This window comes from Citrobacter rodentium NBRC 105723 = DSM 16636, from assembly GCF_021278985.1.
GTDB classification, from domain to species: Bacteria; Pseudomonadota; Gammaproteobacteria; order Enterobacterales; family Enterobacteriaceae; genus Citrobacter_A; species Citrobacter_A rodentium.
On sequence record NZ_CP082833.1, the window covers coordinates 2,574,274 to 2,600,273 of the forward strand.

The following is a 26,000-nucleotide window of genomic DNA, read 5'->3' on the forward strand; positions in this document are numbered from 1 at the left end:
GGGCGTTTCGTTTGCCCGGCCTGCCGTGTCATCCGGCTGCTGGCGGTAAACTGAAAATGTACGCGGACGCCAGAAACAAAAAAACACCCGCTAAGGTGTTTAGTATTGGTTGCGGGGGCCGGATTTGAACCGACGACCTTCGGGTTATGAGCCCGACGAGCTACCAGGCTGCTCCACCCCGCGTCCGTATTACTGCTTTGCAGAAATCTCTGCATCAAATTTTGATTGGTTGCGGGGGCCGGATTTGAACCGACGACCTTCGGGTTATGAGCCCGACGAGCTACCAGGCTGCTCCACCCCGCGTCCGTGTTTCTGCTTTGCAGAAAGTCTTTGCATCAAATTTTAATTGGTTGCGGGGGCCGGATTTGAACCGACGACCTTCGGGTTATGAGCCCGACGAGCTACCAGGCTGCTCCACCCCGCGTCCGTGGAAGCGCACTATACTCTGCTAACATTTTCATGCAACCCTTTTTTCACCTGGATTACGGTTTAAGGGCAAAAATGAACAAAAACAACGCATTTTGGTTTAAATTTTGCGCAGAATTTGCGTAAGGGCAACACTGCTCGTTTCATTAGAGGGTGTGGTTTGTTATCTTCATTGCGCATTATTGACGATTAAAAGACGAGAACAATGAAATCACGTTGGGTAAATTATCTCCTTATGGGCGCAGTCGTGGCCGTGCTTGCCGCCTGTACCTCAAAGCCAACCGATCGCGGACAGCAGTATAAAGACGGGAAGTTTACCCAGCCTTTTTCACTGGTGAATCAGCCGGACGCCGTCGGCGCACCGATTAACGCCGGTGATTTCGCCGAGCAGGTAAACCAGATCCGCAGCGCCTCTCCGCGTCTGTATGGCAGCCAGAGCAGCGTCTACAGTGCCGTCCAGGAGTGGCTGCGCGCTGGTGGCGATACGCGCTCCATGCGCCAGTTCGGCATCGACGCTTGGCAGATGGAAGGGGCGGATAACTACGGCAACGTGCAGTTTACCGGTTACTACACCCCGGTAGTGCAGGCGCGTCATACCCGTCAGGGCGAGTTTCAGTACCCTATCTATCGTATGCCACCAAAACGCGGACGTTTACCGTCCCGCGCGGAAATTTACGCGGGCGCGCTGAGCGACAATTATATTCTCGCTTACAGCAACTCGCTGATGGATAACTTCATCATGGATGTGCAGGGCAGCGGCTATATCGACTTTGGCGACGGTTCGCCGCTGAATTTCTTCAGCTATGCGGGCAAAAACGGTCATGCCTATCGCAGTATCGGCAAGGTGCTGATCGATCGCGGCGAAGTGAAGCGGGAAGATATGTCGATGCAGGCGATCCGTCACTGGGGCGAAACGCACAGCGAGGCGGAAGTTCGCGAACTGTTAGAGCAGAACCCCTCCTTCGTCTTCTTCAAGCCGCAGTCTTTCGCGCCGGTGAAAGGGGCGAGCGCCGTGCCGCTGATTGGCCGCGCCTCCGTCGCTTCTGACCGTAGCATTGTTCCGGCGGGGACAACGCTGCTTGCTGAGGTGCCGCTACTGGACAATAACGGCAAATTTAACGGTCAGTACGAACTGCGCCTGATGGTGGCGCTGGACGTCGGCGGGGCGATTAAAGGCCAGCATTTCGATATTTATCAGGGAATTGGACCCGAGGCCGGACACCGTGCCGGCTGGTATAATCACTACGGTCGCGTCTGGGTGCTGAAAACCGCCCCCGGCGCCGGCAACGTCTTCAGCGGCTGAATATGTTATTCTGCGCGCCGTTGCTGTAAATAACCTGTAGGCCGGATAAGGCGCTTGCGCCGCCATCCGGCAACGGTGCTGAGTTTATGTATTTTGTAGGCCGGATAAGGCGTTTACGCCGCCATCCGGCAAACGTCTCCGGTCATTCTGAGGTGGTATGTCTGTTGTAATAAGTGATGCCTGGCGTCAGCGTTTTGGCGGCACGGCGCGCCTGTATGGTGAAAAAGCGCTGCAGCTGTTTGCCGACGCGCATATCTGCGTGGTCGGGATTGGCGGCGTCGGTTCGTGGGCGGCGGAGGCGCTGGCGCGAACCGGTATCGGCGCGATTACCCTTATTGATATGGATGATGTGTGCGTCACCAACACCAACCGCCAGATCCACGCCCTGCGCGACAACGTCGGGCTGGCGAAAGCGGAGGTGATGGCCGAACGCCTTCGCCAGATCAACCCGGAATGCCGGGTCAGCGTAGTCGATGACTTTGTGACGCCGGATAACGTCGCGGAATATATGAACGCCGGATTCAGCTATGTGATTGACGCCATTGACAGCGTGCGCCCGAAGGCGGCGCTGATTGCATACTGCCGTCGCAACAAAATCCCGCTGGTGACCACCGGCGGCGCGGGCGGCCAGATCGATCCTACTCAAATTCAGGTGACGGATCTGGCGAAAACCATTCAGGATCCGCTGGCGGCGAAGCTGCGCGAGCGGCTGAAAAGTGATTTTGGCGTGGTGAAAAACAGCAAAGGCAAGCTGGGCGTGGACTGCGTGTTCTCCACCGAGGCGCTGGTTTATCCCCAGGCCGACGGCAGCGTCTGCGCCATGAAAGCGACGGCGGAAGGGCCGAAACGGATGGACTGCGCGTCGGGCTTCGGCGCAGCGACGATGGTCACCGCCACCTTTGGCTTTGTGGCGGTTTCTCACGCACTGAAAAAGATGATGGCGAAGGCGGCGCGCCAGGTTTAGTGGAATGATGTCGGATGGCGCGGGGCTTATCCGACCTGTGGCTGGTTAAGTTCCGGCATCCTGCGCCGCGTTAACGATCGCCTCGCTGAGCGCATTCAGCCCCTGGCTACGCGAGGCGCTTAACTGCGCGCGCAAACCCAGCTCATCAAACAGCGCCAGCGGTGAATGCGCCAGCAGCTGCGCCGCGGTTTTGCCTTCCACCGCCGTAAGCAACACCGCCAGCAAACCGCGCACAATACGGCCCTCGCTGTCGCCGTAGAAGTGCAGCGCGCCGCTGTCCGCGCGGGTATATCCCAGCCAGACGCGGTTTTCGCAACCGGCAATCTCTTTTGCCTGCGCTTTCAGCTCATCCGACAGCGCCGGAAGCTGTTTTCCCAGCAAAATCAACTGCCGATATTTGTCTTCCCACTGGCTGAGAGGAAGAAAAATGTCGCGTAGCGTCTCTTCGGTTACGTTTGTGCCGAACGGGTGTCCAGCGAGCACAGGAGTTGTCATTCATCCACCAATAGTTCAAGCGCGCGATCAACGGCGTTAACCAGCGCATCCACATCACTCTTTGTATTATACGGCGCAAATGAGGCGCGCAGAGTGCCCGTTATGCCCAGTTCCGCCAGCAGCGGCTGGGCGCAGTGCTGTCCGGCGCGTAGCGCGATGCCGTATTCCGCCAGCAGCGTTACCATATCGCTATGGTGAACGCCCGCAAAATCAAAGGCCAGCAGGCTTGAGTCCTGGCAGCGGAACGAGCGAAATCCAGGGCGTTTCGCCAGCGCCTCTTCCGCCAGCGTCGCCAGCCCGCGACTCCAGCTTTCCGCCTGGGCGATATCAACTTCCGCCAGCCATTCCAGCGCCGCGCCCATCCCGGTCACCCCCGCTACATTAGGGGTGCCAGCCTCCAGCTTCCACGGCGCGGCTTGGGTGGTGAACCCCTCAAAGCTGACGGTGTCGATCATTTTGCCGCCGCCAAGCCAGGGCGACATTGCCGCCAGCAGTTCGGGTTTGCCGTAGAGCACGCCGATACCCGTCGGCCCGTACAGTTTATGGCCGGAAAAAGCATAGAAGTCGATATCGAGCCGTTGCACATCGGCGGGGAAATGAACCGCGCCCTGCGCCCCGTCCACCATAACGACCATGCCGGCGCGATGAGCAAGCGTAATGGCGCGGGCCAGATCCGGGCAGCCGCCGGTGACGTTCGACATTTGCCCCAGCGCCAGAATACGGCTGCGGGGAGTGATTATCTCCGCCAGGCGTGCAATATCCGGTATAAATTGCGCATCGAGCGGCAGCTTCACCACCTTCGCGCCGGTTTGCTCCGCCACCATCAGCCAGGGGACGAGATTGGCGTGGTGCTCAGCGGCGCTGACGATAATTTCATCACCCGGCTGCAGGCGCGGACGAGCGTAGCTTTGCGCCACCATATTAATGGCTTCGGTGGTGCCGCGGGTCCAGACGATGGTTTTCTCATCCGGCGCGTTCAGCAGCCGCGCCACTTGTTCCCGGGCAGCCTCGTAGCGCGCGGTGAGGCGCCGGGCTTCAGCAAACTGGCTGCGATGGACGTTCCCGGCGCTCAGGCTGTAAAACCGCTGAGTGGCGTCAATAACCGCCTGCGGCTTGAGCGCCGTCGCCGCGCTGTCAAGGTAAACGCCGGCGTCTGCCAGGGCGGGAAACTGCGCGCGAAACTGCGCGGGATTGAAAGCGTTCATGGTATTCCTCAGTTCAGTCAGCCGATCGTGGCGTAAATTTGCTGACGATACAAGGCTTGCCTGTCTCCAGGAATCTTCCGGATAACCTGGCGAAATCAGACCAGTGTCTTATGCTGAATAGTGTTAGGCAAAAGTTTCTGCCTGTTACGGAGTCCATTTTTAATAGCATAAACAGCTTTAAGGAGAAGAAGATGAAAAAGACTGCCGCAATTATTTCTGCATGTATGCTGACTTTTGCCCTGAGCGCCTGTTCCGGTCCGAACTATGTCATGCACACCAACGATGGTCGTAGCATAGTCTCTGACGGTAAGCCGCAGACCGATAATGACACCGGGATGATCTCTTACAAAGACGCTAACGGCAACAAACAGCAGATTAACCGTACTGACGTAAAAGAGATGGTTGCGCTGGAAGATTAATCAGCGTCTGAAGGTAAAAAAAAGCACCGCAATAGGGCGGTGCTACATTAATCACTATGGACAGACAGGGTAAATGTACAGGAAGTGAAAAAGGGTAGCTTCGCTACCGTGGTCTGAATCGCAGACCAATTGCAAACACAACAACACAACATCACAACCGTAAGCCAAAAGCCCACCAGAACACGCATTCCGATAAAACTTTTCGTTCCGGCTCAGGAAGTGTCGCCACTATAGGTATTTGCTGGTAGTTCCTCAACGGACAAATTATAATGTCTCAGATAAAAAAAACTAATAGGTTACATGTTGTAATCTAATTGTTAAATTGTTTTAACATCAAAGTCTAAAAGCCATGTCTAAACGCCTTCCACCTCTGAACGCATTACGTGTTTTTGATGCCGCCGCCCGGCATTTAAGCTTCACGCGCGCAGCAGAGGAGCTTTTTGTGACCCAGGCCGCAGTAAGTCACCAAATCAAGTCACTTGAGGATTTTTTGGGGCTGAAGCTGTTTCGTCGGCGCAACCGTTCTTTACTGCTGACAGAGGAAGGACAGAGCTATTTCCTCGATATTAAAGAGATTTTTTCGCAATTGACCGAAGCGACGCGTAAACTTCAGGCGCGGAGCGCAAAAGGGGCGTTGACGGTCAGTTTATTACCCAGTTTCGCGATTCAGTGGCTGGTTCCCCGGCTCTCCAGCTTTAACTCAGCTTATCCGGGAATCGACGTCAGAATCCAGGCGGTGGACCGCCAGGAGGATAAGCTGGCCGACGATGTGGACGTCGCTATCTTTTATGGTCGCGGCAACTGGCCGGGGCTGCGGGTAGAAAAATTGTATGCGGAATATCTGCTGCCCGTATGTTCGCCGCTGCTGCTGACCGGCGATAAGCCGTTAAAATCGCCGGAAGATCTGGCAAAACACACGTTACTGCACGATGCCTCGCGCCGTGACTGGCAAACGTATACCCGCCAGCTGGGGCTGAATCATATCAACGTGCAGCAGGGGCCAATCTTCAGCCACAGCGCGATGGTGTTGCAGGCCGCCATTCATGGTCAGGGCATCGCGCTGGCGAACAACGTGATGGCGCAATCTGAAATTGAAGCCGGACGCCTGGTCTGTCCATTTAATGACGTTCTGGTCAGTAAGAACGCATTTTATCTGGTTTGTCATGACAGCCAGGCAGAACTGGGTAAAATAGCCGCCTTCCGTCAGTGGATCCTGGCGAAAGCGGCGTCTGAACAAGAAAAGTTCCGCTTTCGTTACGAACAATAACTTATTTAGGGTATCACCATGACCAGCCGTTTTATGCTGATTTTTGCCGCTGTCAGCGGCTTTATCTATGTCGCTCTGGGCGCGTTTGGCGCGCATGTGCTGAGTAAAACCCTCGGTATGGCTGAAATGGGCTGGATCCAGACCGGCCTGCAGTATCAGGCGTTCCATACGCTGGCGATCTTCGGCCTGGCGGTGGCGATGCAGCGCCGCATCAGTATCTGGTTCTACTGGAGCAGCGTTTTTCTGGCGTTAGGCACGGTGCTGTTTAGCGGCAGCTTATATTGCCTGGCGCTGTCGCATTTGCGCCTGTGGGCGTTTGTGACCCCTGTCGGCGGCGTGAGCTTTCTGGCAGGCTGGGTGCTGATGTTAATCGGCGCTATCCGTTTGAAGCGTAAGGGCGTAGTTCATGAATAAAGTGGTGTTGTTGTGTCGCCCGGGCTTTGAAAAAGAGTGCGCTGCGGAAATTACTGATAAAGCGGGGCGTCGCGAGCTGTTTGGTTTCGCGCGCGTTAAAGAGAACGCGGGCTATGTCATCTATGAATGCTATCAGGCTGAAGACGCGGACAAAATCATCCGCGATCTGCCGTTCAGCTCGCTGATCTTTACCCGTCAGTGGTTTGTGGTTGGCGAGCTGTTGCAGCATCTGCCGCCGGAAGATCGCGTCACGCCGATCGTCGGCATGTTGCAGGGCGTTGTCGAGAAGGGCGGCGACCTGCGCGTTGAAGTGGCGGACACCAATGAAAGCAAAGAGCTGATGAAGTTCTGCCGCAAATTTACGGTGCCGCTGCGCGCTGCGCTGCGTGACGCGGGGGTTCTGACCCATTACGAGACGCCGAAGCGGCCGGTGGTTCACGTCTTCTTTATTGCGCCAGGCTGCTGTTATACCGGCTACTCGTATGCCTTTAACAACTCGCCGTATTACATGGGCATTCCGCGCCTGAAGTTCCCGGCCGATGCGCCTAGCCGCTCGACGCTGAAGCTGGAAGAGGCGCTGCACGTCTTTATCCCCCAGGATGAGTGGGATGAACGGCTGGCCAACGGTATGTACGCGGTAGATTTAGGCGCCTGTCCCGGCGGCTGGACTTATCAACTGGTGAAACGCAACATGTGGGTGTATTCGGTGGATAACGGCCCAATGGCGCAGAGTCTGATGGACACCGGCCAGGTGACCTGGCTGCGGGAAGATGGCTTTAAATATCGTCCGAACCGCAACAATATCTCATGGATGGTGTGCGATATGGTGGAAAAACCGGCGAAAGTGGCGGCGCTGATGGCGCAGTGGCTGGTGAACGGCTGGTGTCGGGAAACCATTTTCAACCTCAAGCTGCCGATGAAAAAGCGCTACGAAGAGGTATCGCAGAACCTCGCTTATATTCAGGCGCAGCTTGACGAGCACGGCGTGAATGCCCAGATGCAGGCGCGTCAGCTGTACCACGATCGCGAAGAGGTTACGGTACACGTGCGTCGCCTGTGGGCGGCGGTTGGCGGTCGTCGCGACGAACGCTGATGAAACAGACCGGATAGCGGCGCGAATGCTGCATCCGGTCCGCTATAACTGCGACGCGTCGGTCACAATATGCGTCACTTCATCCAGATGGCCCAGCCGCGCCTCTCCTGAGCGGTTGAATTTACTTTTATCGATCAGCAGCAGCGATTGCGCCGCGCGATTAAGCAGTACGGTTTTAAATTCAGCGTTAAAGGCGCTGGAGTCCCACAGCGCGCCGTGGCGGTCGATGCCTTCGCAGGAAAAAATAAACAGATCGATCTCCAGCGCTTTAAGCTGCGAGAGAAGCGAAGGATTAACGTAGCAGCCGTGCTTACGCTCAAGCCTGCCGCCGGAGCAGATTAGCTGAATACGCTCGCGTTTGCTCAGTTCCTGACAAACTGGCTGGCTGTTGGTAAAGACCTGAATGTTGATATCCGGCAGCTGCCGCGCCAGATACCAGCAGGTGGAACTGGCGTCCAGCGCAATCACCATCCCGTTATCGATCCAGCCCAGCGCCTTGCGGGCGATGTCCGCCTTGTGCGCATAGTGGCTCTTCAGGCGGATCGAGAAGGGATCGCCGCTGTCCGCAGACTCCCGCCGAAGGCTTTTTGCCCGACCGTGGCTGCGCAACACTTTTCCCTGCGCCTGTAGCTCGCTGAGATCGCGGCGGATCGTCTCTTTACTGACGTTAAGCTGTACGGAGAGCGCGTCGGTGGTCAGGCTTTGATGCCTGCCGAGCAGATCGACGATCGCTTGCTGTCGTAACGCTTTCATCTCCGGACGTCTCGCGGTTTACCCTCTCAGGCGAATGAGATTACGGCGTTACGCCTTTTTTTAAAAGGATATTCCCGTACTTTGCGCGCTCGCCGGTGATGACGATGGCAAAGGCCTTTTGCGCGCGCTGGTAAAAGGCGAAGCGATCGATGCGCGTAATGGGCGGGCAGGGCGTCTGCCAGCTAAGGGCATCGCGATACCGCGTTTCAACGTCAGGATCGAGAACGTCGCCGTCAACCGCCGCCATCATGATCAGCGGCGGCGCGTAGCTGTCGAGTTCAAACAGCGGAATAATGGCCCGCAGCAAATCGCTGACCTGTAGTCCGTCAGCGCGGATTGTCTGCGGGCCCAGACTGTGCGCCGGAAAGTGGGCGTCAGAAAAGACAATCTCGTCGCCGTGGCCCATCTCCGCCAGCACTTTGAGCAGTGCCGGCGAAATTAACGGTGAAATGGTTTTTAGCATACCGGTTCCTTTATTACGTCTGCGGATAATAATAACGGTACTGATAGCGCACCTGTTCTCTGGCCTGCTGCGGGCTGGAAAATTCGCCAACGCCATACCAGCCAAACATCGCGGCGCCGGCCACGGTGGTTTCAGCGTCGTCCAGTACCTTGACGGGGATTTCCAGCACGTCGGCTTTAATCTGATTCCACAGCGGGTTGCGGCTTCCGCCGCCGACCAGCAGCAGTTCTGTTGCGCGGAATTGACCGATGCGTTCCAGCGTATGCAGGTTACGCTGTAGTTGCTCCGTTAACCCCTCCAGCGCCGCGCGGTATAAATGGCCGCGAGTGGTCGAGAGCGTGACGCCCTGCCAGCCCGCCTGCGGCGAGGTGAGCAGATCGCACTGCATGGTTACCCCTTCAGCTCCGCGCGGCACGCGCTGCGCCTCGTCAATCAGCGTCTGCCACGGCGTTTCGGGCGTCCACAGCAGTTTGCGCACCCATTCCAGCACGCCGGAAGCCAGCCATTGCATCCCCGGGTTATACAGCCCCGTCTGGCTGTCCAGTTCGCAGGTGGAACCGGCATAGCGGCTTAACATCGCGGTGTCCACCTGGCGGCTACGCACCATCAGGATTTCCCACGTGCCGGAAGAGAGCACCGGTTCATCCCGTTCCGCCCCCGCGCCAAAGAGGGCAAACTGGGTATCGTGTCCGGCGGAAATCACCGGGATACCGGCAGTCAGCCCCAGCAGCGTTGCGGCTGCAGGCTGCAGCGCGCCAATCCGTTCACCGGCTTCCACCCGCCGCGGAAAGAGCGACCGCGACAAGCCTGCGGCCTGCAAAATGTCGGCGCTGAAGTCGCGCTGGTGAATGTCCAGCAGCTGGCTGGTGCCGGCCATCGTCACGTCAGTGGTGAACTCGCCGGTCAGACGATGGTTAATCAGCGACGAGATAAACAGCCAGCTATGGGCCTGCGCCAGCAGCGTGGGGTGATTTTCTTTAAGCCATATCAGCTTATACAGGGTGTTGAAGCTGAATGCGCCGACGCCGGAAATCGCCTGTAGCCGGTGCGGCGGCATATAGCGGCTGATGGTTTCCATTACCGCCGCGGTGCGCGGACATTTCCAGCTGATGACCGGATACAGCAGCTCGCCGCGCGCGTTCACCAGCGCGCCGTCAACGCCAAAGGTAGTGACCGTGATGCCGCGTATCCGCCAGGCGGCCAGTTCGTTGCTCAGCCTGCAACAGCAGGTCGCGAAGCGGTGCAGAATGGCGTCTGCTGACCACTGGTGCCAGGCGCTGTTCTCCGGCGCAATCTCGCTGGCGTTAGGCACTGAGGCGCGGGCGACGATGTGACCCTGTCGGTCAACCGCCATCGCCCGCACGTTGGTCGCGCCGCAGTCGAGAACCAAGATGACTTCATTTTTCATAATGACTCTCCGGCCTGCGTCGTATCTTAACGCTTATACAGCGGCCCGTAGTTCTGGCAGGCGCGATAATCCTGGCCTTCGCTGTCCATGCCGTGCGCGGCCCAGGCGGAAGGACGGTAAATTTTCGCTTCGTCGACGTTGTGCATACAGACCGGAATGCGCAGCATCGCGGCGAGGGTGATAAAGTCTGCCCCCACGTGTCCGACGGTAAGCACGCCGTGGTTCGCGCCCCAGTTCGCCATCACGGACCAGACGTCGGTGAACGGGCCTTTGCCGCTCAGGCGCGGAGCAAACCAGGTGGTCGGCCAGCTGGAGTCGGTACGCTTGTCGAGGGTGTCATGCACCGCCTCCGGCAGTTCAACGCTCCAGCCTTCGGCGATTTGCAGCACCGGCCCCAGCCCTTTAATGATATTGACGCGGGAGAGGGTAAACGGCACGCCGCCTTCGCTCAGAAAGCGTGACGAAAAGCCGCCGCCGCGAAAGTATTCGTGGATTGCCGGGCACCATTCGGTTGCCGCCAGGCAGGCGTCCGCCTCCTGCTGGCTGATCTCGCGGTACGGCTTGATCGTTGGTTTACCTTCGCTGTTCCGCTGCTTACAGGTGCCGTCCAGCGCGGCGGAGCCGGAGTTAATCAGGTGGATGATGCCGTGTTCCGCCGCGCCGCTCAGGGTATGCCCCGTTACGCGCTTAACCGCCTCCGGCGACCAGTAGGTGCGCACGTCGGCAAAGATTTGCGCCGTACCGGTCAACTGATGGCCGAACAGCATGGCGACGCCGTTCAGACTGTCGTTTTCGGTGGCGACGATCAGCGGTTGCCGCACTCCGTTCCAGTCGAACGAGCTGTTGAGCAGCGCTTCGGCGGTGTCGCCGTTAGGATATTGATCGGTCCAGTGGCGCTGCCCCTGGAAGCCCGCCACTATGGCGTTATAGCCGAGGGATTCTTCCACGCGGCCCATCTCCGCCAGCTTGCGGTTGCCCTGCATCATGTCGCGAATGCACATTGCCATCAGCAGACTTTCGCGCAGGATCTGGCGGTTTTGTTCGGCGTTACGCTGATACTGCCTGGCGTTTTTATCTTCCACAAAACGGAAATGTTTATCGGCCCAGGCCAGCGCCAGTTCCAGTTCGGCTTCGTCATAGATTTTATGATCGATGCGGCGGCGCAGTTCGGTCATGTCGACGGACTGTACTTTCATGCCGAGCCAGGACTCAAAGAAGTTGTGATCGACAATCGAACCGGCGATGCCCATCGAGACGCCGCCCAGCGAGAGATAGCTTTTACCCCTGATACTGGCGACCGCCAGCCCCGCCCGCGCAAAGCGCAGCAGTTTCTCTTCCACGTCAGCCGGGATGCGGGTATCGCCCGCGTCCTGCACATCATGGCCGTAAACAGAGAACGCCGGGAGCCCTTTCTGGGCGTGGGCCGCCAGCGCTGCGGCAAGGTAAACCGCGCCCGGACGTTCGGTGCCGTTGAAGCCCCAGATGGCTTTCGGACGCATTGGATCCATGTCGATGGTTTCGCTGCCATAGCACCAGCACGGGGTGACGGTGATCGTCAGGCCGACGTTCAGGCTGCTGAACTTCTCTTCGCAGGCGGCGGCTTCCGCCATCCCGGCAATGCAGGTATCGGCAATGACGCATTCCACGGGCGCGCCGCAGGCATAGCACAGCTTTTCCGTCAGCAGGGCGGCGGTCGCTTTCGCCATGTTCATGGTCTGGGTTTCCAGCGATTCCCGGACGCCCATACGACGCCCGTCAATCACCGGACGGATGCCGATTTTCGGCAGGTTGACGTTATTCATGCGTGGTTCCTCATCTTGTGTTCAGGCGCGCTGCGCAGGCGCAAAATGGCGGCAGCGGGATAAACAGGTGATTTTGCTAACTCGAGTTAGCTTAGGTGCCGGCGCATTTTTTACACAACTTTTTTATGGTGGGTTTGTGAGTCGCTTCACGAGAAGTGGTTAAAATTCGATCTGCGTCAAATAAAACAGTAAATCGATTTTTAATAAAAACAGATATTAATCATCAAGTTAAAATAAAGTTTCTGTCCATTGTCACAGTTTAACACCAAATAATTTGGCGTTTCCTGGCGGCTAAAATAGCTTTAAAAGGCCGATCGCTAACTCGAGTTAGCAATTCTGGCAACGCTATCGTAGTGATGTATTTGTGTTTTCAGGACGTATTCACATTTACGGTGACGGCTGCTTCCTGAGAACGGAATTCGCCCGATCACAGCCTGTCGTTTTCTGATTATTGAGGAAAGCAGCAATGTCTGAAACATTCTTACAGATGCGTCATATTACTAAGCGCTTTCCTGGCGTAATGGCGTTGAGTAATGTGAATTTTACCCTACGCAAAGGCGAAGTTCATGCGCTGTTAGGCGAAAATGGCGCGGGTAAATCGACGCTGATGAAAATTCTGGCCGGCGTTTATCAACCCGACGAGGGGGAAATTATTTTTGAGGGGCGTCCCGTCACCTTCAGCGATCCGCTCAGCGCGCAAAATGCCGGAATTACCATTATTCATCAGGAATTTAATCTTTTCCCGGAGTTAACCGTTGAAGAAAATATCTTTATCGGCAGAGAGTTTTGTAAAAATAACCGCTGGCGGCTGGATGAAAAACAGCAGCGTCAGGCCGCAAAGGAAATTTTGCAAAAACTGAATCTGAATATTTCGCCGGATACATTGGTTGCGGATCTGACGGTAGCGCAACAGCAGATGGTGGAAATTGCCAAAGCCATCTCCGTTAATGCCAGAGTCCTGATTATGGATGAGCCGACGGCGGCGCTCACCGAAACGGAAATCGAGAGTTTATTTCGCGTCACCCGACTGCTGAAAGCGCAGGGCACCGGCATTGTTTATATCTCGCACCGGCTGGAGGAGCTGGCGCTGATTGCCGACCGCGCCACCGTCATGCGTGACGGACAGTACATCGATACCGTTGATTATGAAACGGTGCAAATCAGCGATCTGATTGCGATGATGGTGGGCCGCGAGTTAGGCAATATCTATCCGCGCCGCGAGCCGCGGGCGCATCAGGAGCCTTTGCTGGAGGTGTGCGCGCTGAACCGCAAAGGCGTTCTCAATGACGTCAGCTTCACGCTCTATCGTGGTGAAATTCTCGGCTTTGCCGGGTTGATGGGGGCCGGACGCACGGAGCTGGCGCGGGCGATATTCGGCGCCGACCCGATAGACAGCGGGACGATAAAACTGAATGGCAAAGTGACCGCCATCCGCGATATTGCCGACGCCATCGACCAGGGCATCAGCTATTTAACCGAAGACCGTAAAAAAGAGGGGCTGGCGCTCAATCTGTCCGTTGAGCGCAATATTATGCTGGGAAATTATCCTGAGTTCTCTGACCGTTTTGGTAATGTCAATACCCGGCGCTGCCAGCAAACAAGCGCAGAGCAGGTAACGGCGCTCAGAATAAAAACGCCGCATCTTGAACAGGCCGCCCTTAATTTAAGCGGCGGTAACCAGCAGAAGATTATTATTGCCCGCTGGGTCTGTAAGGATACTGATATTTTAATTTTTGATGAGCCGACCCGGGAATTGATGTCGGGGCAAAACTGGAAATCTATGAATTAATGAATCGCCTCGTGGCTAAAGGCAAATCAATAATAATGATTTCCTCTGAATTACCGGAAGTGTTAGGCATGTGCGATCGCATCCTGGTGATGCGTAACGGTCGTATTACCGGCGAATTAGCCGCCGACAACGCCACACAGGAAAAAATCATGCAATACGCGACGTTAGAGGAGTAAATCATGACTATCTCTGTCACCTCATCCGACAGCAATAATAAAAAAGGCTTTGTTGAATAAATCAGATTTCGGGTAAGTCTCCCCCGTAGCGGGTTGTGTTTTCAGGCAATACGCACGCTTTCAGGCATACCTGCTTTCGTCATTTTGTTCAGCGCTCGTACCAGGGCCATAGCCTCCGCAACCTGACCATCGTAGTCACGCAGCGTCAGTGAACCCCCGAACAGCTGTTTTACCCGGTACATCGCCGTTTCCGCTATCGAGCGACGGTTGTAATCTGTTGTCCATTTCCACCGCGCATTACTCCCGGTCATTCGCTGATTAGCCACTGCACGGTTACGGTCTGCATATTCACCGGGCCAGTAACCCGCACCTTTTCGGGGAGGAATAAGCGCGCTGATTTTTTTGCGGCGCAGTTCATCGTGACAGAGCCGGGTATCGTAAGCCCCGTCTGCCGCGGCTGCCCTGATTTTTCTGTGAGTCTGCCGGATAAGGCCCGGGAAGGCTTCTGAGTCCGTGACGTTATTCAGCGACAGGTCTGCACAGACAACTTCATGTGTGTTGCTGTCAACAGCAAGATGCAACTTTCGCCAGATACGACGGCGCTCTTTGCCGTGCTTTCTGACTTTCCATTCGCCTTCACCAAAGACCTTCAGCCCGGTGGAATCAATCACCAGGTGTGCGATTTCACCCCGGGTGGACGTTTTGAAACTGACATTAACCGACTTTGCCCGCTTACTGACACTGGTGTAATCCGGGCAGCGCAACGGAACGTTCATCAGGGCAAAAATGGAATCAATAAAACCCTGCGCAGCCCGCAGGGTCAGCCGGAATACGCGTTTAATCACCAGAACGGTGGTGATGGCGAGATCAGAATAGCGCTGGGGCCTTCCTCGTGATGAAGGTGTTGCCGACTCATACCAGGCCTGAATCGCCTCATCATCCAGCCAGAAAGTGAGGGAGCCACGGTTGATGAGAGCTTTGTTGTAGGTGGACCAGTTGGTGATTCTGAACTTTTGCTTTGCCACGGAATGGTCTGTGTTGTCGGGAGGATGCGTGATCTGATCCTTCAACTCAGCAAAAGTTCGATTTATTCAACAAAGCCAATAAAAAATTAAAAATAAATAAAGAACTGTTAATGCGCCTCGCGCCGCTGCTGAGCCTGCTTATTCTGCTTGTTTTCTTCAGCTTCAGTTCACCGTTTTTCTTTAATACCGAAAACCTGATGACCATCGCGCTGCAAACGTCGGTGATTGGCATTATGGCGATTGGCGTGACCTTTGTGATTATCACCGCCGGGATCGACCTGTCGTTAGGGTCCGTTGTCGCCTTTTCCGGCGTCGCGGTCGGGCTGTGCGCCACGCTTGGTCTGCCGCTGCCAGTCTGCATCCTGGCTGGTGTGATCGCTGGCGCGCTCTGCGGCTACGTCAACGGACTGCTGGTGACCAAAATGACCATTCCGCCGTTTATCGCCACGCTGGGGCTGATGATGTCGGTGAGGGGCATCAACATGGTGATGACCGATGGCCGCGCCATTTACTTTGCTGATTATCCCACCTTCAGGCTGCTGGCGCAGGGGCGCTTGTTCGATGTGCTGCCGTATCCGGTGTTTTACCTGCTGATTGTGGCGCTGGTGGCCGCCTACATCCTGAAGAAGACAGTGATTGGCCGCTATGTGTACGCCGTCGGCAGCAATGAAGTGGCGGCGCACCTGTCCGGTATTAAGGTCCAGCGGGTCAAAATTTTCGTTTACGCCTTCTGCGGGCTGTTGACCGGCATCGCCGGGGTGATTCTGGCCTCACGTCTGAACTCCGGCCAGCCGACCGTCGGCGTCGGCTACGAGCTGGAGGCGATTGCGGCGGTGGTAATTGGCGGCACCAGCCTGATGGGCGGCATCGGCACCATTGGCGGCACCATTATTGGCGCCTTCATTATGAGCGTACTGAAAAATGGCCTGAACCTGATGGGCGTTTCCCAGTTCTGGCAAATGGTGGCGATGGGCATAGTGGTGGTCGCCGCCGTGTATCTCGATACGCTGCGCAAGAAAATTCGTTGATTACGCTCCCGGCAGTCACGGGGATTACAGACCCTGCCGTAAAAGGGTGAGACATTAAATCGGAGTTATACAATGAAAACCAGGCATTTTGTTTATGCGTTATCCCTGCTGGCGTGCATCACTTCCGGCGCGCTGGCGAAAGATTTTAATCTTCCGGTGATCAGTAAAGGCTTCCAGCATGAGTTCTGGCAGACCGTAAAAATGGGGACTGAAGCGGCGGCGAAAGAGTTGGGGGATAAAACCAGCTACGTCGGGCCTGCCGATGAAACGCAGATCGCCGAGCAGATTCAGCTCGTAGAAAACGCGATGGCGCAGAAGCCGAACGGCCTGCTGCTGGCGGCGCTGGACGCCAACGCGCTGGCGCCGCTGGTGGAAACCGCCAGTTCGCGCGGCATCAAGGTGGTGACCTTTGATTCCGGCGTCAACTCCACGATTCCGGTCAGCTTTGTGGCGACCAATAACCGCAAGGCCGGGGCGGAAGCGGCGGACGCGCTGGCGGCGCAGGTCAATCAGAAAGGCAAAGTCGGCATTATCGCCCACGTTGCGGGCACCTCATCGGCGATTGAGCGCTCCGAGGGCTTTATCGCGCGGATGAAGGAAAAGTACCCGGACATTCAGGTGCTGCCAGTGCAGTACAGCGATGGCGATCCGCAAAAAGCGATGGATAAAACCATTGATATGATTCAGGCCAACCCGGATCTGGCGGGGATCTACGGCACTAATGAGGGATCAACGCTGGGCGTCGCCAACGCCATCGACAGCCAGAATCTGAAAGGGAAAGTAAAGGTCATCGGCTTTGACAGCACCGAAGCCATTATTAATTTCCTTAACGCCGGAGTGATTCAGGGCTTTGTGGTGCAGGATGCGTATCAGATTGGCTATCAGGGCATCAAAACCCTGAACGCCGCGCTGTCCGGGCAAACGGTGCCAAAAGAGATTGATATTCCGGTGAAGTTTGTCAGTGCGCAAAATATCAATACGCCGGAAATAGACAAGCTGTTACATCCGTTCGGTAAAAAGTAAGCTCATTGGGGGCGGTATGGCCGCCCCCTCTGCTGCCTGGCGATCGCGTGCTCGCGCTTAACCAACTGATGCCGTAGGATAAAGTTATAAAACGCTTTTATGACTGGCAATTGACGCCTGGACGGTGACTGAGGCAAATACATGGCTAAGACAGTAGAACAGATAGCCGACGATCTCAATTTATCGGTTACGACCGTGAGACTGGTGCTGAATGGAAAAGCTGAACAGTATCGAATCAGCCTCAAAACACAAACGCGGATAAATGACTATGTCGAGCGCTATGGCTATGTGATCAACCACTCCGCCCGCAGCCTGAAGCTGAATAAAACCTATACCCTGGGGTTAATTGTTCCCAACCTTTCCAACGTTTTCTTCGCCACGCTGGCGGAAAAGCTTGAGCAACGCTGTCGCCGCTCCGGCTACCAGCTGATGATCAGCTGCACCTACGATGACGTGGATTATGAGAATAAATTAACCAAAGCGTTAATCGCCCGTAACGTTGACGGCCTCTTTATCGTTCCTTCGACGTTAGAGAATCAGCAGCACCATTTACGTCAGGTCAGGAAGCCAATGGTGCTGCTGGACCGCGATTTTAAATACACCGATAACGCGCTGGTGGAGAGTCATAACCTGTCCGGCGGCGAGCAGTTAACCCGTCATTTACTGGATGCGCAAAAGCTGCCGGTGTGGTTTCTGGTCGGCGACACCGGTTTACCCAGCATCAGCGATCGTCTGGCTGGTTATCTCAGCGCGTTAAGCCAACAGGGCATTACGCATCGCGAGTGGGTGCGCGAAGGGCCGGTCAACACCCCGGAAGGGGGATACGAGATTATGCAAAAGCTTATGGATGAACAGGGATGCCCGCAGGCGTTTATCGCCTCGTCGTTGCCGGTGCTGGAAGGGGCGGTGAGAGCCATCCGCGATCGCGTCGGCGTGGTGCCGCCGGAGATCGATATTGGCACCTTTGACGAACATCCGATGCTGGGATTCCTGTCGAATAACGTCTGGTCAATGCAGCAGGACGAGAACGCCTGGGCGGAGAAGGCTTTCGACATGATGCTCAGCGCCATAGAAGGCCAGCCGGTGAAAGAGACCGTAAAAGTCGACATGAAATTAATCACGCGCTTACGACAACAATAACCCGCGCGATAAAACAGCCATTGAACCGATTACCCGGAGAACCGTGATGGAAAGAACCCAGCTATCCCGCGAAATCATTGAAACCTGTCTTGAAATGACGCGCCTGGGGTTAAACCAGGGAACCGCAGGCAACGTCAGCGCACGCTATCAGGACGGAATGTTGATTACGCCAAGCGGCGTGCCTTACGAGCGCATGACGGAAAAGATGATCGTTTTTGTCGGTAACGATGGCGATTATGAAGAGGGAAAACTGCCCTCCAGCGAGTGGCGTTTTCATCTGGCGGCCTATCAGACGCGCCCGGACGCCTATGCCGTCGTGCATAACCATGCGATTCATTGCACCGCGGTTTCCATTCTTAACCGTCCCATACCGGCCATTCATTACATGATTGCCGCGGCGGGAGGTAATTCCATTCCCTGCGCGCCCTACGCCACCTTCGGCACGCGTGAGCTTTCGGAACACGTCGCCGTGGCGCTCAGGAACCGCAAAGCCACGCTGTTGCAGCATCATGGTTTAATCGCCTGTGAAGCGAATCTGCAAAAGGCGCTGTGGCTGGCGCATGAGGTGGAAGTGCTGGCGCAGCTGTATCTGAGCACGCTGGCGGTGGTCGACCCGGTGCCGGTACTGTCGGATGAGGAGATTGCCGTGGTGCTGGAGAAGTTCAAAACTTACGGCTTACGGATTGAAGAATAAACGCCTCACGCTATCGCGTCAGTCGTAGCTGCTGCAAATTGCCGTCAAGGTGTAAATCCGTTTGCAGACGGGCGATATCGCGACAGAGAAAGGCCATCTCTTTATGCGTTTCCAGCTTGTTGCGCCACTTTTCCGGCACCGCGGCAATATTCGCATAGAGGTCTTCCAGAGTCTGAAACTGCGCCAGCAGTTGGGTGGCGCTTTTCGGACCAATACCGGCGACGCCCGGCACTTTTGAGCTGCTGATCCCCGCCAGCCCCCAGTAATCAGGCAGTTGCTGCGGCGACACGCCGAACTCTTTGGCAATGAACGGCGCGTCCAGCCAGCGCTTCTGAAAGTAGTCGCGGATGCGCAGCGTGGGAGAGAGAAGCTGGCAATAGCCTTTGTCCGTCGACACAATGGTGGCCTGATGACCAGCCTGAGTCACTTTTACCGCCAGCGTCGCCGCCAGGTCGTCGGCTTCATTTCCGCTCGACATCCAACAGGCGACGCCGCGCTGTTCAAAGGCGGCGCGCAGGGAGGGCATCTCCTGCTGTAGTTCGTCCGGCATTGGCGGGCGACCGGCTTTGTAATCCGCAAGCCGCTGATGACGCCAGCTGCTGTTACGCGCCTCATCATCAAATACCGCCACGGCATGGGTCGGCTGGCTGTGAAGAATAAGCTGCTCCAGAGCGTGCTGGCAGGTCTCCACGCAGGGCGATCCCTGAACGGCATGAATGCGGCGAATTAAATTGAGCGCGTCGACAATAAGCAGATGGACAGCCACGGTGTTCTCCCTTAACAACCTGCGGCTAGGGTAACATCCACGGCGGGGGGGAGGCGAGTTTTGTAACGTTTTGATCCGTAGATACTGTTATCGCCTGCAAGCTTTTTTATTTTCCGCCTTACCGGATTGCAGGCATACCAGTCACAGCGCCGTCAGGCGCTGTTTTTTCATCCCTTCCACCATATTTTACGCTGCTACCGGATTATGCCGGGACGCATCGAACGGCACGCCTGACTTCAGAACACCGTACGCCACCTGCGCCAGCTTGCGCATCATCGCACCGATTATCACTTTCCCTTTTTTACCGTTCCCTGCCAGACGGTCACGGAACGCTCTTCCCCATTCCGTTTTACTTACCGCCACCATCGCAGGCATATACAGCGCCCTGCGAAGCGACGCATGTCCGGCTTTACTCATCCGGCTGGCCCTGTTCACACTGCTGCCTGATTCATACCGCCGCGGCGTCAGACCCGCAAAAGCGGCGAACTGCCTGGCATGGGTGAAGCGCTCCTTCAGACCGGTATAAGCCAGTAATACCGCGGACGTTTTCTCCCCGATGCCCGGGATACTTTCCAGCAGCTTCCTGCGGTGCTTCATATCCGGGTCATCATCCGTCAGGTCCTTTATCTGCTTTTCGATGCGCTTAAGTTCGGCATGAAGCCACAGCAGATGGGCGTCTATACTCGGACGCTGCACCTCACGCGCTGTCTCCAGGCGGTTCAGCTCCTGCGTGTGCATGTCCGTCAGCGACTGATGGCGCAGCACCAGAGCCCGCAGGGCCCGTTCAACCGGATGCGGGGCTTCCCACGCCGGAGGGCGCTTCTGACGACAGAACTCTGCCAGCATACGGGCATCCACTGCATCGGTTTTGCTGCGCAGACCTTCACTCTGTGCAAAGGCTTTACCCAGGGCGGGGTTGATGACGGAGACGGTGTAACCGGCATCACTGAGATGAGCGGCAACGTCTTCCATATACGTACTGGTGGCTTCCATGCAGATATGTGCCGGTGCCACGCGATGACCGCTGAGCCAGCGGAGAAGTTCGTCGTGGCCCTTCGGGGTGTTGGCAAATTTTTTGCTGCGGTGACGGCCATCAGGCCGCAACACATCGACATCCAGCTTAGCTTTAGAGACATCGATACCGATAAAATGAAGTTCCTGTTCCATAGTGAGACCAGCCTTGTGAATGCGGATTACCGGGAAAACCGGTCCATGATACTGTCCGGTTTGTCACTTGTGGAGAACGGCGGTCCGCTGCATAAATCTACGTCACAGGTTATTAGCCTGAGGCCTGATACGGCATGCGGACCGCATGGCAGAGAGAACTGGCCGGTTCTCCCTGCACTGAAGGGATAATACAAGGCCTGATAAGCGAAGCGCCATCAGGCAATAAATGCCGGATGGCGGCTGGGCCTTATCCGGCCTACAATCTGTGGGTAGGGTAACATCCACGGCAGGGAGAGGCGAGTTTTGTAACGTTTTGATCCATAGGCCTGATAAGCGAAGCGCCATCAGGCAATAAATGCTGGATGACGGCTGGCGCCTTATCCGGCCTACAATCTGTGGGTAGGGCAACATCCACGGCAGGGAGAGGCGAGTTTTGTAACGTTTTGATCCGTAGGCCTGATAAGCGAAGCGCCATCAGGCAATAAATGTCGGATGACGGCAGGCGCCTTATCCGGCCTACAACCCTATCAGGCCTACGGATGCCGGGATTTAATCGCAGGCGACGATCTTCATCGCCAGGCCGCCGCGAGAGGTTTCGCGGTATTTGGCGTTCATGTCTTTCCCGGTTTCGTACATGGTTTCGATCACTTTATCGAGGCAGACGCGGGGTTCGCTGGTGCGGCGCAGCGCCATACGCGCGGCGTTGACCGCTTTCACCGAGGCGATGGCGTTACGTTCGATGCACGGCACCTGCACCTGACCGGCTACCGGATCGCAGGTTAAACCGAGGTTGTGCTCCATACCGATTTCCGCCGCGATGCACACCTGCGCCGGACTGCCGCCGAGCAGTTCCGCCAGACCGGCCGCCGCCATCGAGCACGCCACGCCCACCTCGCCCTGACAGCCCACTTCCGCGCCGGAAATCGAGGCGTTCATTTTGTACAGCGAACCAATAGCGCTGGCGACCAGCATATAGCGGGCCAGCGAGTTGGCGTTCACTTCGCGGATGAACTTGTCGTAGTAGGCCAGCACCGCCGGAACAATGCCGCACGCGCCGTTAGTCGGGGCGGTCACTACCCGTCCACCGGCGGCGTTCTCTTCGTTAACCGCCAGTGCGAACATGTTGATCCAGTCCACGACCGCCATCGGATCGGTGGTGGTTTTATCCTGGCTGACCAGCATACGGCGCAGCGCTGCCGCACGACGCGGTACGCGCAGTTTGCCGGGCAGAACGCCTTCGGTGCTGATGCCGCGCTCAATGCCGCTGCGCATCACTTCCCAGACGCTGGCAAAATGCTGTTCCAGCTCCTCTTTGCTGTGCAGCGCCAGTTCGTTTTGCATCATCAGGCCGGAAAGCGACAGTCCGGTTTCCTGACAGTGTCTTTGCAGATCGGCAGCGGATTTATAGGGATAAGGCACGTTGACCGGCGCGCTGTTGGGCAAGCCGAAATGTTCTTCATCAACGATAAAGCCGCCGCCAATGGAGTAATACGTCTGGCTGTAGAGAACGGTTTCGCCCGCCAGCGCGGTAATGCGCATTCCGTTCTCATGCAGAGAGAGATTATCGGCATGGAAATTCATGCACTTATCCACCGGGAACTCAACCTCATGCTGACCGTTCGCCAGCAGCAGGCGTCCGTGGGTGTTGACATCCTGAATGAAGCTCGGGATAGCGTCGATGTCGACGGTGTCCGGCAAGTTTCCGGCCAGACCCATAATGATCGCGATATCGGTGTGGTGGCCTTTCCCGGTCAGGGAGAGGGAACCGTACACATCAACCACGACGCGGGTGACATCGGTAAGGAGATGGCGGGCAATCAGATCGTCCGTGAACTGCTTGCCTGCTTTCATTGGCCCCACGGTATGGGAGCTGGAAGGGCCAATGCCGATTTTGAAAATATCGAAGACGCTAATCATAGGACTTCCATTACTTGAATCTCAGGGAGGTAGCGCCGCCGGGAAGCGGCGCTGTCAAACTTAGCTGAACAGGGAGTAGAAAATCGCGGAGATAGCAATCAGGCCCATAATAACAACGAAGACGTTGCTGATGTGGCCGCTGTATTTACGCATTGCCGGGACTTTCTGGATGGCGTACATCGGCATCAGGAACAGAATCATCGCGATGATCGGCCCGCCCAGGGTTTCAATCATACCGAGGATGCTTGGGTTCAGTGTGGCGACAATCCAGGTGGTCACCAGCATGAACAGCGCGGTAATGCGGTTCAGCTTATTGATCTCGATGGTTTTGCCTTTACCACGCAGCGACTTGATCACCATGCCGTTGAAGCCTTCACGCGCGCCCAGGTAGTGGCCGAGGAAGGATTTGGTGATAGCGATCATCGCGATGATCGGCGCCATCCAGGCGATGATCGGCGCGTTAAAGTGGTTCGCCAGGTAGGACAGAATCGAGATGTTCTGCTCTTTGGCCGCCGCCAGATCCGCCGGGGAGAGGCTCAGTACGCAGCTGAAGACGAAGAACATAACGGTCAGCACCATCATGATGTGGGCGAACGCCAGAATCTTAGAACATTTTTTCTCAGCGCCTTCGCCGTACTCTTCACGCTTCGCTACCGCAAAGGAAGAGATAATTGGCGAGTGGTTGAAGGAGAACACCATCACCGGAATCGCCAGCCACAGGGTCATCCACAGGCCGTTGCCGGTAGAGGCGGCGGTGTTAAAGGACAATGTCTCCAGCGCCGCGCCGCTCCACTGCGGGATCAGGTACAGCGCCAGCAGCATCAGCGCCGCCACGAACGGGAACACCAGGATGCTCATCGCCTTAACGATCATCTGTTCGCCAAAACGCACGATGGTCATCATCCCGACGATCAGGATCAGCGACAAAATCGCGCGCGGCGGCGGGGTGATGGCTAACTGATGCGCCAGGAAGCTTTCCACCGTGTTGGTAATCGCCACGCTGTAAACCAGCAGAATCGGGTAGATCGCGAAGAAGTACAGCAGGGTGATCAGCTTACCGGCGCCGATGCCAAAATGTTCTTCAACCACTTCGGTGATGTCTTCACCGGGGTTTTTACCGGACAGCACGAAGCGGGTCAGGCCGCGGTGCGCAAAGAAGGTCATCGGGAAAGCGAGAATCGCCATGATGATCAACGGAATCATGCCGCCGACGCCTGCGTTAATTGGCAGGAACAGAACGCCTGCGCCGATAGCCGTGCCGTAAAGGCCCAGCATCCACATGGTGTCAGTCTTGCGCCATGTGCTTCGGGATTCAATCGAAGCAATAGTGCTGGTTTGAGTGGTTTCCATCAGTTTCTCCTGGAGGATGCTAAATGTCAGGTTGCTGGTCTAATCCAATGAAAAAAGGCCTGACCGAAAAACGAAACTTCATCAAAGACGATTTTTATATAATTTTTCGCCGTAATAATTTGCGGGCGGAAAGATACAGATAACCAATAAATCTATCAGTGATCGCGATCTCAAATGCAATAATCCACTTTTAAAATCGATGAAACCGGATCATTAATCTGTCAAAAAATCATCATGGCGAATTAACGCGCGCGAAGACTAGCATTAACGAGATGGGTTCTGAAAGTTTCCTGATATATATTCGAAGATTACTCTGTGCAGAGGTTGTTTTTTAGAGGTTTATGACGACTAATAATCGTTAAGGATGATAAAACACGGCGGCATTATCCAGGTAATCGTTTGCGCGCTAAAGTATTTTGTATGACATATAAATAAGGTTAATTAATTTTTGCGGCTATCTCTTTGCTATACATGAAAAAAACCGGGAGGCGACGAAGCGTCCCGGTTTGCTCTGGAGGAGGGATGCGTCAGGCGCAGATTTCGTAACAGGGAATGTACGCCGTGCCCGGCAGTTTCATGCGGTGCTGCGCCACGAAACCTTGCAGGAGATCGTCCATCCGTCGCATCATTGCCTTATCGCCGTGGATTTTATAAGGCCCGAACTGCTCAATGGCGCGAATACCCACTTCCTTCACGTTACCGGCGACGATACCGGAGAACGCGCGGCGCAGGTCTGCCGCCAGCACTTCAACCGGCTGGTCAGGGTAGAGCTTCAGGTTGGCCATGTTTTCATGGGACGGCTCAAACGGCAGTTGCAGATCCGGCGCAATGCGAATCGACCAGTTGAAGCTGTAGGCATCGCCGGTATCGCGGCGATTCTCTTTCACCAGCGGCATCGCTTTTTTCATCAGGCGCGCCACTTCCGCCGCGTCATCAATAATGATGCGGTAGTGATTTCGCGCCGCGTCGCCCAGCGTATGGACGATAAATTCATCCAGTACGCGGAAGTAATCGGCGCTCTCCTGCGGGCCGGTGAGGATCAGCGGCAGCACCTGATTTTTGTTGGCCGGATTCATCAGGATCCCCAGCAAATACAGCAGCTCCTCCGCCGTTCCTACGCCGCCGGGGAAGATGATGATGCCGTGGGCGATACGCACAAACGCTTCCAGACGTTTTTCAATGTCCGGCATGATGATCAATTCGTTAACCAGCGGGTTAGGCGGCTCGGCGGCGATGATCGACGGTTCGGTCATGCCGATAAAACGGCTGTCTTTGTAACGCTGCTGGGCGTGACCTACCGCCGCACCCTTCATCGGCGCTTCCATTGCGCCAGGCCCGCAGCCGGTGCAGATATTCAGCTCGCGCAGACCTAACTGCGTACCGACGCGGCGGGCGTACAGATACTCGGTTTCATTAATTGAGTGACCGCCCCAGCAGACGACCATATTCGGCGCTTCGCCCACGTGCAGCGCCCGGGCGTTGCGCAGAATGGAGAACACCAGGTTAGTGATATGCACCGAACTTTCGAGATTCAGATGCTGAAAACGTCCGGCGTTATGGATCTGACCGTTAACAAACAGGATGTCGCGCAGCACGGCGAACAGGTTCGCCTGTAGCGCGCGGATAATGCGGCCATCGACAAAAGCGTCTTCCGGCGGATTGATCAGTTCCAGCTTCACGCCGCGTTCGCGGCGCAGCACGTTGATATCGAAACTTTCGAAGCGGGACAGCAGCTCTTTGCTGTTGTCAGTCAGACTGCCGGAGTTTAAAACGGCAAGCGAGCAGTTACGAAACAGTTGATACAGATCGCTGCTGGCCGTGCGTTTAAGCATATCGACTTCCAGCTGCGACAGCATGTCCATTGAGCCAAGCGGGCTAATATGTGTAATCAAGTAAACTCCTTATGGGACGCA

At 56.0% G+C, this 26,000-nt stretch carries 22 protein-coding genes, 3 tRNA genes and 1 pseudogene; 11 read left to right on the forward strand and 15 right to left on the reverse strand.

Going from position 1 to position 26,000, the window contains the following annotated elements:
- Positions 1 to 106: 106 nt before the first annotated feature.
- The 3 genes from K7R23_RS12180 to K7R23_RS12190 all read right to left on the reverse strand — a co-directional run bounded on the left by K7R23_RS12180 (position 107) and on the right by K7R23_RS12190 (position 424).
- Positions 107 to 183, reverse strand: a tRNA-Met gene (locus K7R23_RS12180).
- A gap of 43 nt (positions 184 to 226) precedes the next feature.
- Positions 227 to 303: transfer RNA gene (locus K7R23_RS12185), tRNA-Met, on the reverse strand.
- A gap of 44 nt (positions 304 to 347) precedes the next feature.
- A tRNA-Met gene (locus K7R23_RS12190) sits at positions 348 to 424 on the reverse strand.
- 207 nt (positions 425 to 631) lie between these two features.
- Between K7R23_RS12190 and mltA the strand changes: the two genes are divergently transcribed.
- Complete coding sequence (gene mltA, locus K7R23_RS12195) at positions 632 to 1,729, forward strand: murein transglycosylase A (RefSeq protein ID WP_012907003.1); 1,098 nt, start codon at positions 632 to 634, stop codon at positions 1,727 to 1,729.
- Between the two features lie 157 nt (positions 1,730 to 1,886).
- Positions 1,887 to 2,693 carry a tRNA cyclic N6-threonylcarbamoyladenosine(37) synthase TcdA gene (gene tcdA, locus K7R23_RS12200; protein ID WP_012907002.1) on the forward strand — a complete coding sequence of 269 codons (807 nt, stop codon included), beginning with the start codon at positions 1,887 to 1,889 and terminating at the stop codon, positions 2,691 to 2,693.
- 45 nt (positions 2,694 to 2,738) lie between these two features.
- Here the strand turns inward: tcdA and csdE are convergent, their stop codons facing one another.
- Both csdE and csdA read right to left on the reverse strand, forming a co-directional pair.
- A complete protein-coding gene (csdE, locus tag K7R23_RS12205) occupies positions 2,739 to 3,188 on the reverse strand; it encodes a cysteine desulfurase sulfur acceptor subunit CsdE (protein ID WP_012907001.1) in 450 nt (149 codons plus the stop codon).
- A complete protein-coding gene (gene csdA, locus K7R23_RS12210) occupies positions 3,185 to 4,393 on the reverse strand; it encodes a cysteine desulfurase CsdA (protein WP_012907000.1) in 1,209 nt (402 codons plus the stop codon). Before csdA ends, csdE begins: the two co-directional genes overlap by 4 nt.
- Before the next feature lie 191 nt (positions 4,394 to 4,584).
- Between csdA and K7R23_RS12215 the strand changes: the two genes are divergently transcribed.
- From K7R23_RS12215 to rlmM, 4 genes are all read left to right on the forward strand, one after another.
- A complete protein-coding gene (locus K7R23_RS12215; protein WP_012906999.1) occupies positions 4,585 to 4,812 on the forward strand; it encodes a YgdI/YgdR family lipoprotein in 228 nt (75 codons plus the stop codon).
- Positions 4,813 to 5,161: 349 nt separating this feature from the next.
- Complete coding sequence (gene gcvA, locus K7R23_RS12220) at positions 5,162 to 6,079, forward strand: glycine cleavage system transcriptional regulator GcvA (RefSeq protein WP_012906998.1); 918 nt, start codon at positions 5,162 to 5,164, stop codon at positions 6,077 to 6,079.
- A gap of 18 nt (positions 6,080 to 6,097) precedes the next feature.
- Complete coding sequence (locus K7R23_RS12225; protein ID WP_012906997.1) at positions 6,098 to 6,493, forward strand: DUF423 domain-containing protein; 396 nt, start codon at positions 6,098 to 6,100, stop codon at positions 6,491 to 6,493.
- Positions 6,486 to 7,586 (forward strand): 23S rRNA (cytidine(2498)-2'-O)-methyltransferase RlmM, encoded by a 1,101-nt coding sequence (gene rlmM, locus K7R23_RS12230; protein WP_012906996.1) that lies wholly within the window; start codon positions 6,486 to 6,488, stop codon positions 7,584 to 7,586. Before K7R23_RS12225 ends, rlmM begins: the two co-directional genes overlap by 8 nt.
- A gap of 42 nt (positions 7,587 to 7,628) precedes the next feature.
- Here rlmM and fucR read toward each other — a convergent pair whose 3' ends face one another.
- From fucR to fucI, 4 genes are read right to left on the reverse strand one after another with little or no spacing between them, the layout of a single operon-like run.
- Positions 7,629 to 8,339 (reverse strand): L-fucose operon activator, encoded by a 711-nt coding sequence (gene fucR / locus K7R23_RS12235; protein WP_012906995.1) that lies wholly within the window; start codon positions 8,337 to 8,339, stop codon positions 7,629 to 7,631.
- A 40-nt stretch (positions 8,340 to 8,379) separates the two neighbouring features.
- Positions 8,380 to 8,802: an L-fucose mutarotase gene (fucU, locus tag K7R23_RS12240; protein ID WP_012906994.1), complete on the reverse strand. Its 423-nt coding sequence runs from the start codon at positions 8,800 to 8,802 to the stop codon at positions 8,380 to 8,382.
- A 13-nt stretch (positions 8,803 to 8,815) separates the two neighbouring features.
- Entirely contained in the window at positions 8,816 to 10,210 is a 1,395-nt protein-coding gene (gene fucK, locus K7R23_RS12245; RefSeq protein ID WP_012906993.1) for an L-fuculokinase, read from the reverse strand.
- 26 nt (positions 10,211 to 10,236) lie between these two features.
- Positions 10,237 to 12,012, reverse strand: a complete 1,776-nt coding sequence (fucI, locus tag K7R23_RS12250) for an L-fucose isomerase (protein WP_012906992.1) — start codon at positions 12,010 to 12,012, stop codon at positions 10,237 to 10,239.
- A 466-nt stretch (positions 12,013 to 12,478) separates the two neighbouring features.
- Between fucI and K7R23_RS12255 the strand changes: the two are divergent.
- Positions 12,479 to 13,977, forward strand: a pseudogene (locus tag K7R23_RS12255) (sugar ABC transporter ATP-binding protein).
- Between the two features lie 101 nt (positions 13,978 to 14,078).
- Here the strand turns inward: K7R23_RS12255 and K7R23_RS12260 are convergent.
- A complete protein-coding gene (locus K7R23_RS12260; protein WP_012904651.1) occupies positions 14,079 to 15,047 on the reverse strand; it encodes an IS5 family transposase in 969 nt (322 codons plus the stop codon).
- A 65-nt stretch (positions 15,048 to 15,112) separates the two neighbouring features.
- On the opposite strand from K7R23_RS12260, the gene K7R23_RS12265 reads away from it, so the two are divergent.
- The 4 genes from K7R23_RS12265 (at position 15,113) to fucA (ending at position 18,887) form a co-directional block, all read left to right on the forward strand.
- Positions 15,113 to 16,030 carry an ABC transporter permease gene (locus tag K7R23_RS12265; RefSeq protein ID WP_012906990.1) on the forward strand — a complete coding sequence of 306 codons (918 nt, stop codon included), beginning with the start codon at positions 15,113 to 15,115 and terminating at the stop codon, positions 16,028 to 16,030.
- A 72-nt stretch (positions 16,031 to 16,102) separates the two neighbouring features.
- Entirely contained in the window at positions 16,103 to 17,053 is a 951-nt protein-coding gene (locus K7R23_RS12270; RefSeq protein ID WP_012906989.1) for an ABC transporter substrate-binding protein, read from the forward strand.
- A gap of 141 nt (positions 17,054 to 17,194) precedes the next feature.
- A complete protein-coding gene (locus tag K7R23_RS12275; protein WP_012906988.1) occupies positions 17,195 to 18,193 on the forward strand; it encodes a LacI family DNA-binding transcriptional regulator in 999 nt (332 codons plus the stop codon).
- A gap of 46 nt (positions 18,194 to 18,239) precedes the next feature.
- On the forward strand, positions 18,240 to 18,887 hold the full coding sequence (gene fucA, locus K7R23_RS12280; protein ID WP_012906987.1) for an L-fuculose-phosphate aldolase: 648 nt from the start codon (positions 18,240 to 18,242) through the stop codon (positions 18,885 to 18,887).
- A 10-nt stretch (positions 18,888 to 18,897) separates the two neighbouring features.
- Here the strand turns inward: fucA and xni are convergent, their stop codons facing one another.
- The 5 genes from xni to ppnN form a co-directional block, all read right to left on the reverse strand.
- The gene (gene xni / locus K7R23_RS12285) at positions 18,898 to 19,653 is read right to left on the reverse strand and encodes a flap endonuclease Xni (protein WP_024132827.1); all 756 of its coding nucleotides are present in this window, start codon (positions 19,651 to 19,653) and stop codon (positions 18,898 to 18,900) included.
- 186 nt (positions 19,654 to 19,839) lie between these two features.
- The gene (locus tag K7R23_RS12290) at positions 19,840 to 20,820 is read right to left on the reverse strand and encodes an IS110-like element ISCro4 family transposase (RefSeq protein WP_012904434.1); all 981 of its coding nucleotides are present in this window, start codon (positions 20,818 to 20,820) and stop codon (positions 19,840 to 19,842) included.
- A gap of 549 nt (positions 20,821 to 21,369) precedes the next feature.
- Positions 21,370 to 22,737 carry an L-serine ammonia-lyase II gene (gene sdaB / locus K7R23_RS12295; RefSeq protein ID WP_012906985.1) on the reverse strand — a complete coding sequence of 456 codons (1,368 nt, stop codon included), beginning with the start codon at positions 22,735 to 22,737 and terminating at the stop codon, positions 21,370 to 21,372.
- Positions 22,738 to 22,797: 60 nt separating this feature from the next.
- Positions 22,798 to 24,087 (reverse strand): HAAAP family serine/threonine permease SdaC, encoded by a 1,290-nt coding sequence (gene sdaC, locus K7R23_RS12300; RefSeq protein ID WP_012906984.1) that lies wholly within the window; start codon positions 24,085 to 24,087, stop codon positions 22,798 to 22,800.
- Between the two features lie 527 nt (positions 24,088 to 24,614).
- A complete protein-coding gene (gene ppnN, locus K7R23_RS12305; protein WP_012906983.1) occupies positions 24,615 to 25,979 on the reverse strand; it encodes a nucleotide 5'-monophosphate nucleosidase PpnN in 1,365 nt (454 codons plus the stop codon).
- Between the last annotated feature and the right edge of the window lie 21 nt (positions 25,980 to 26,000).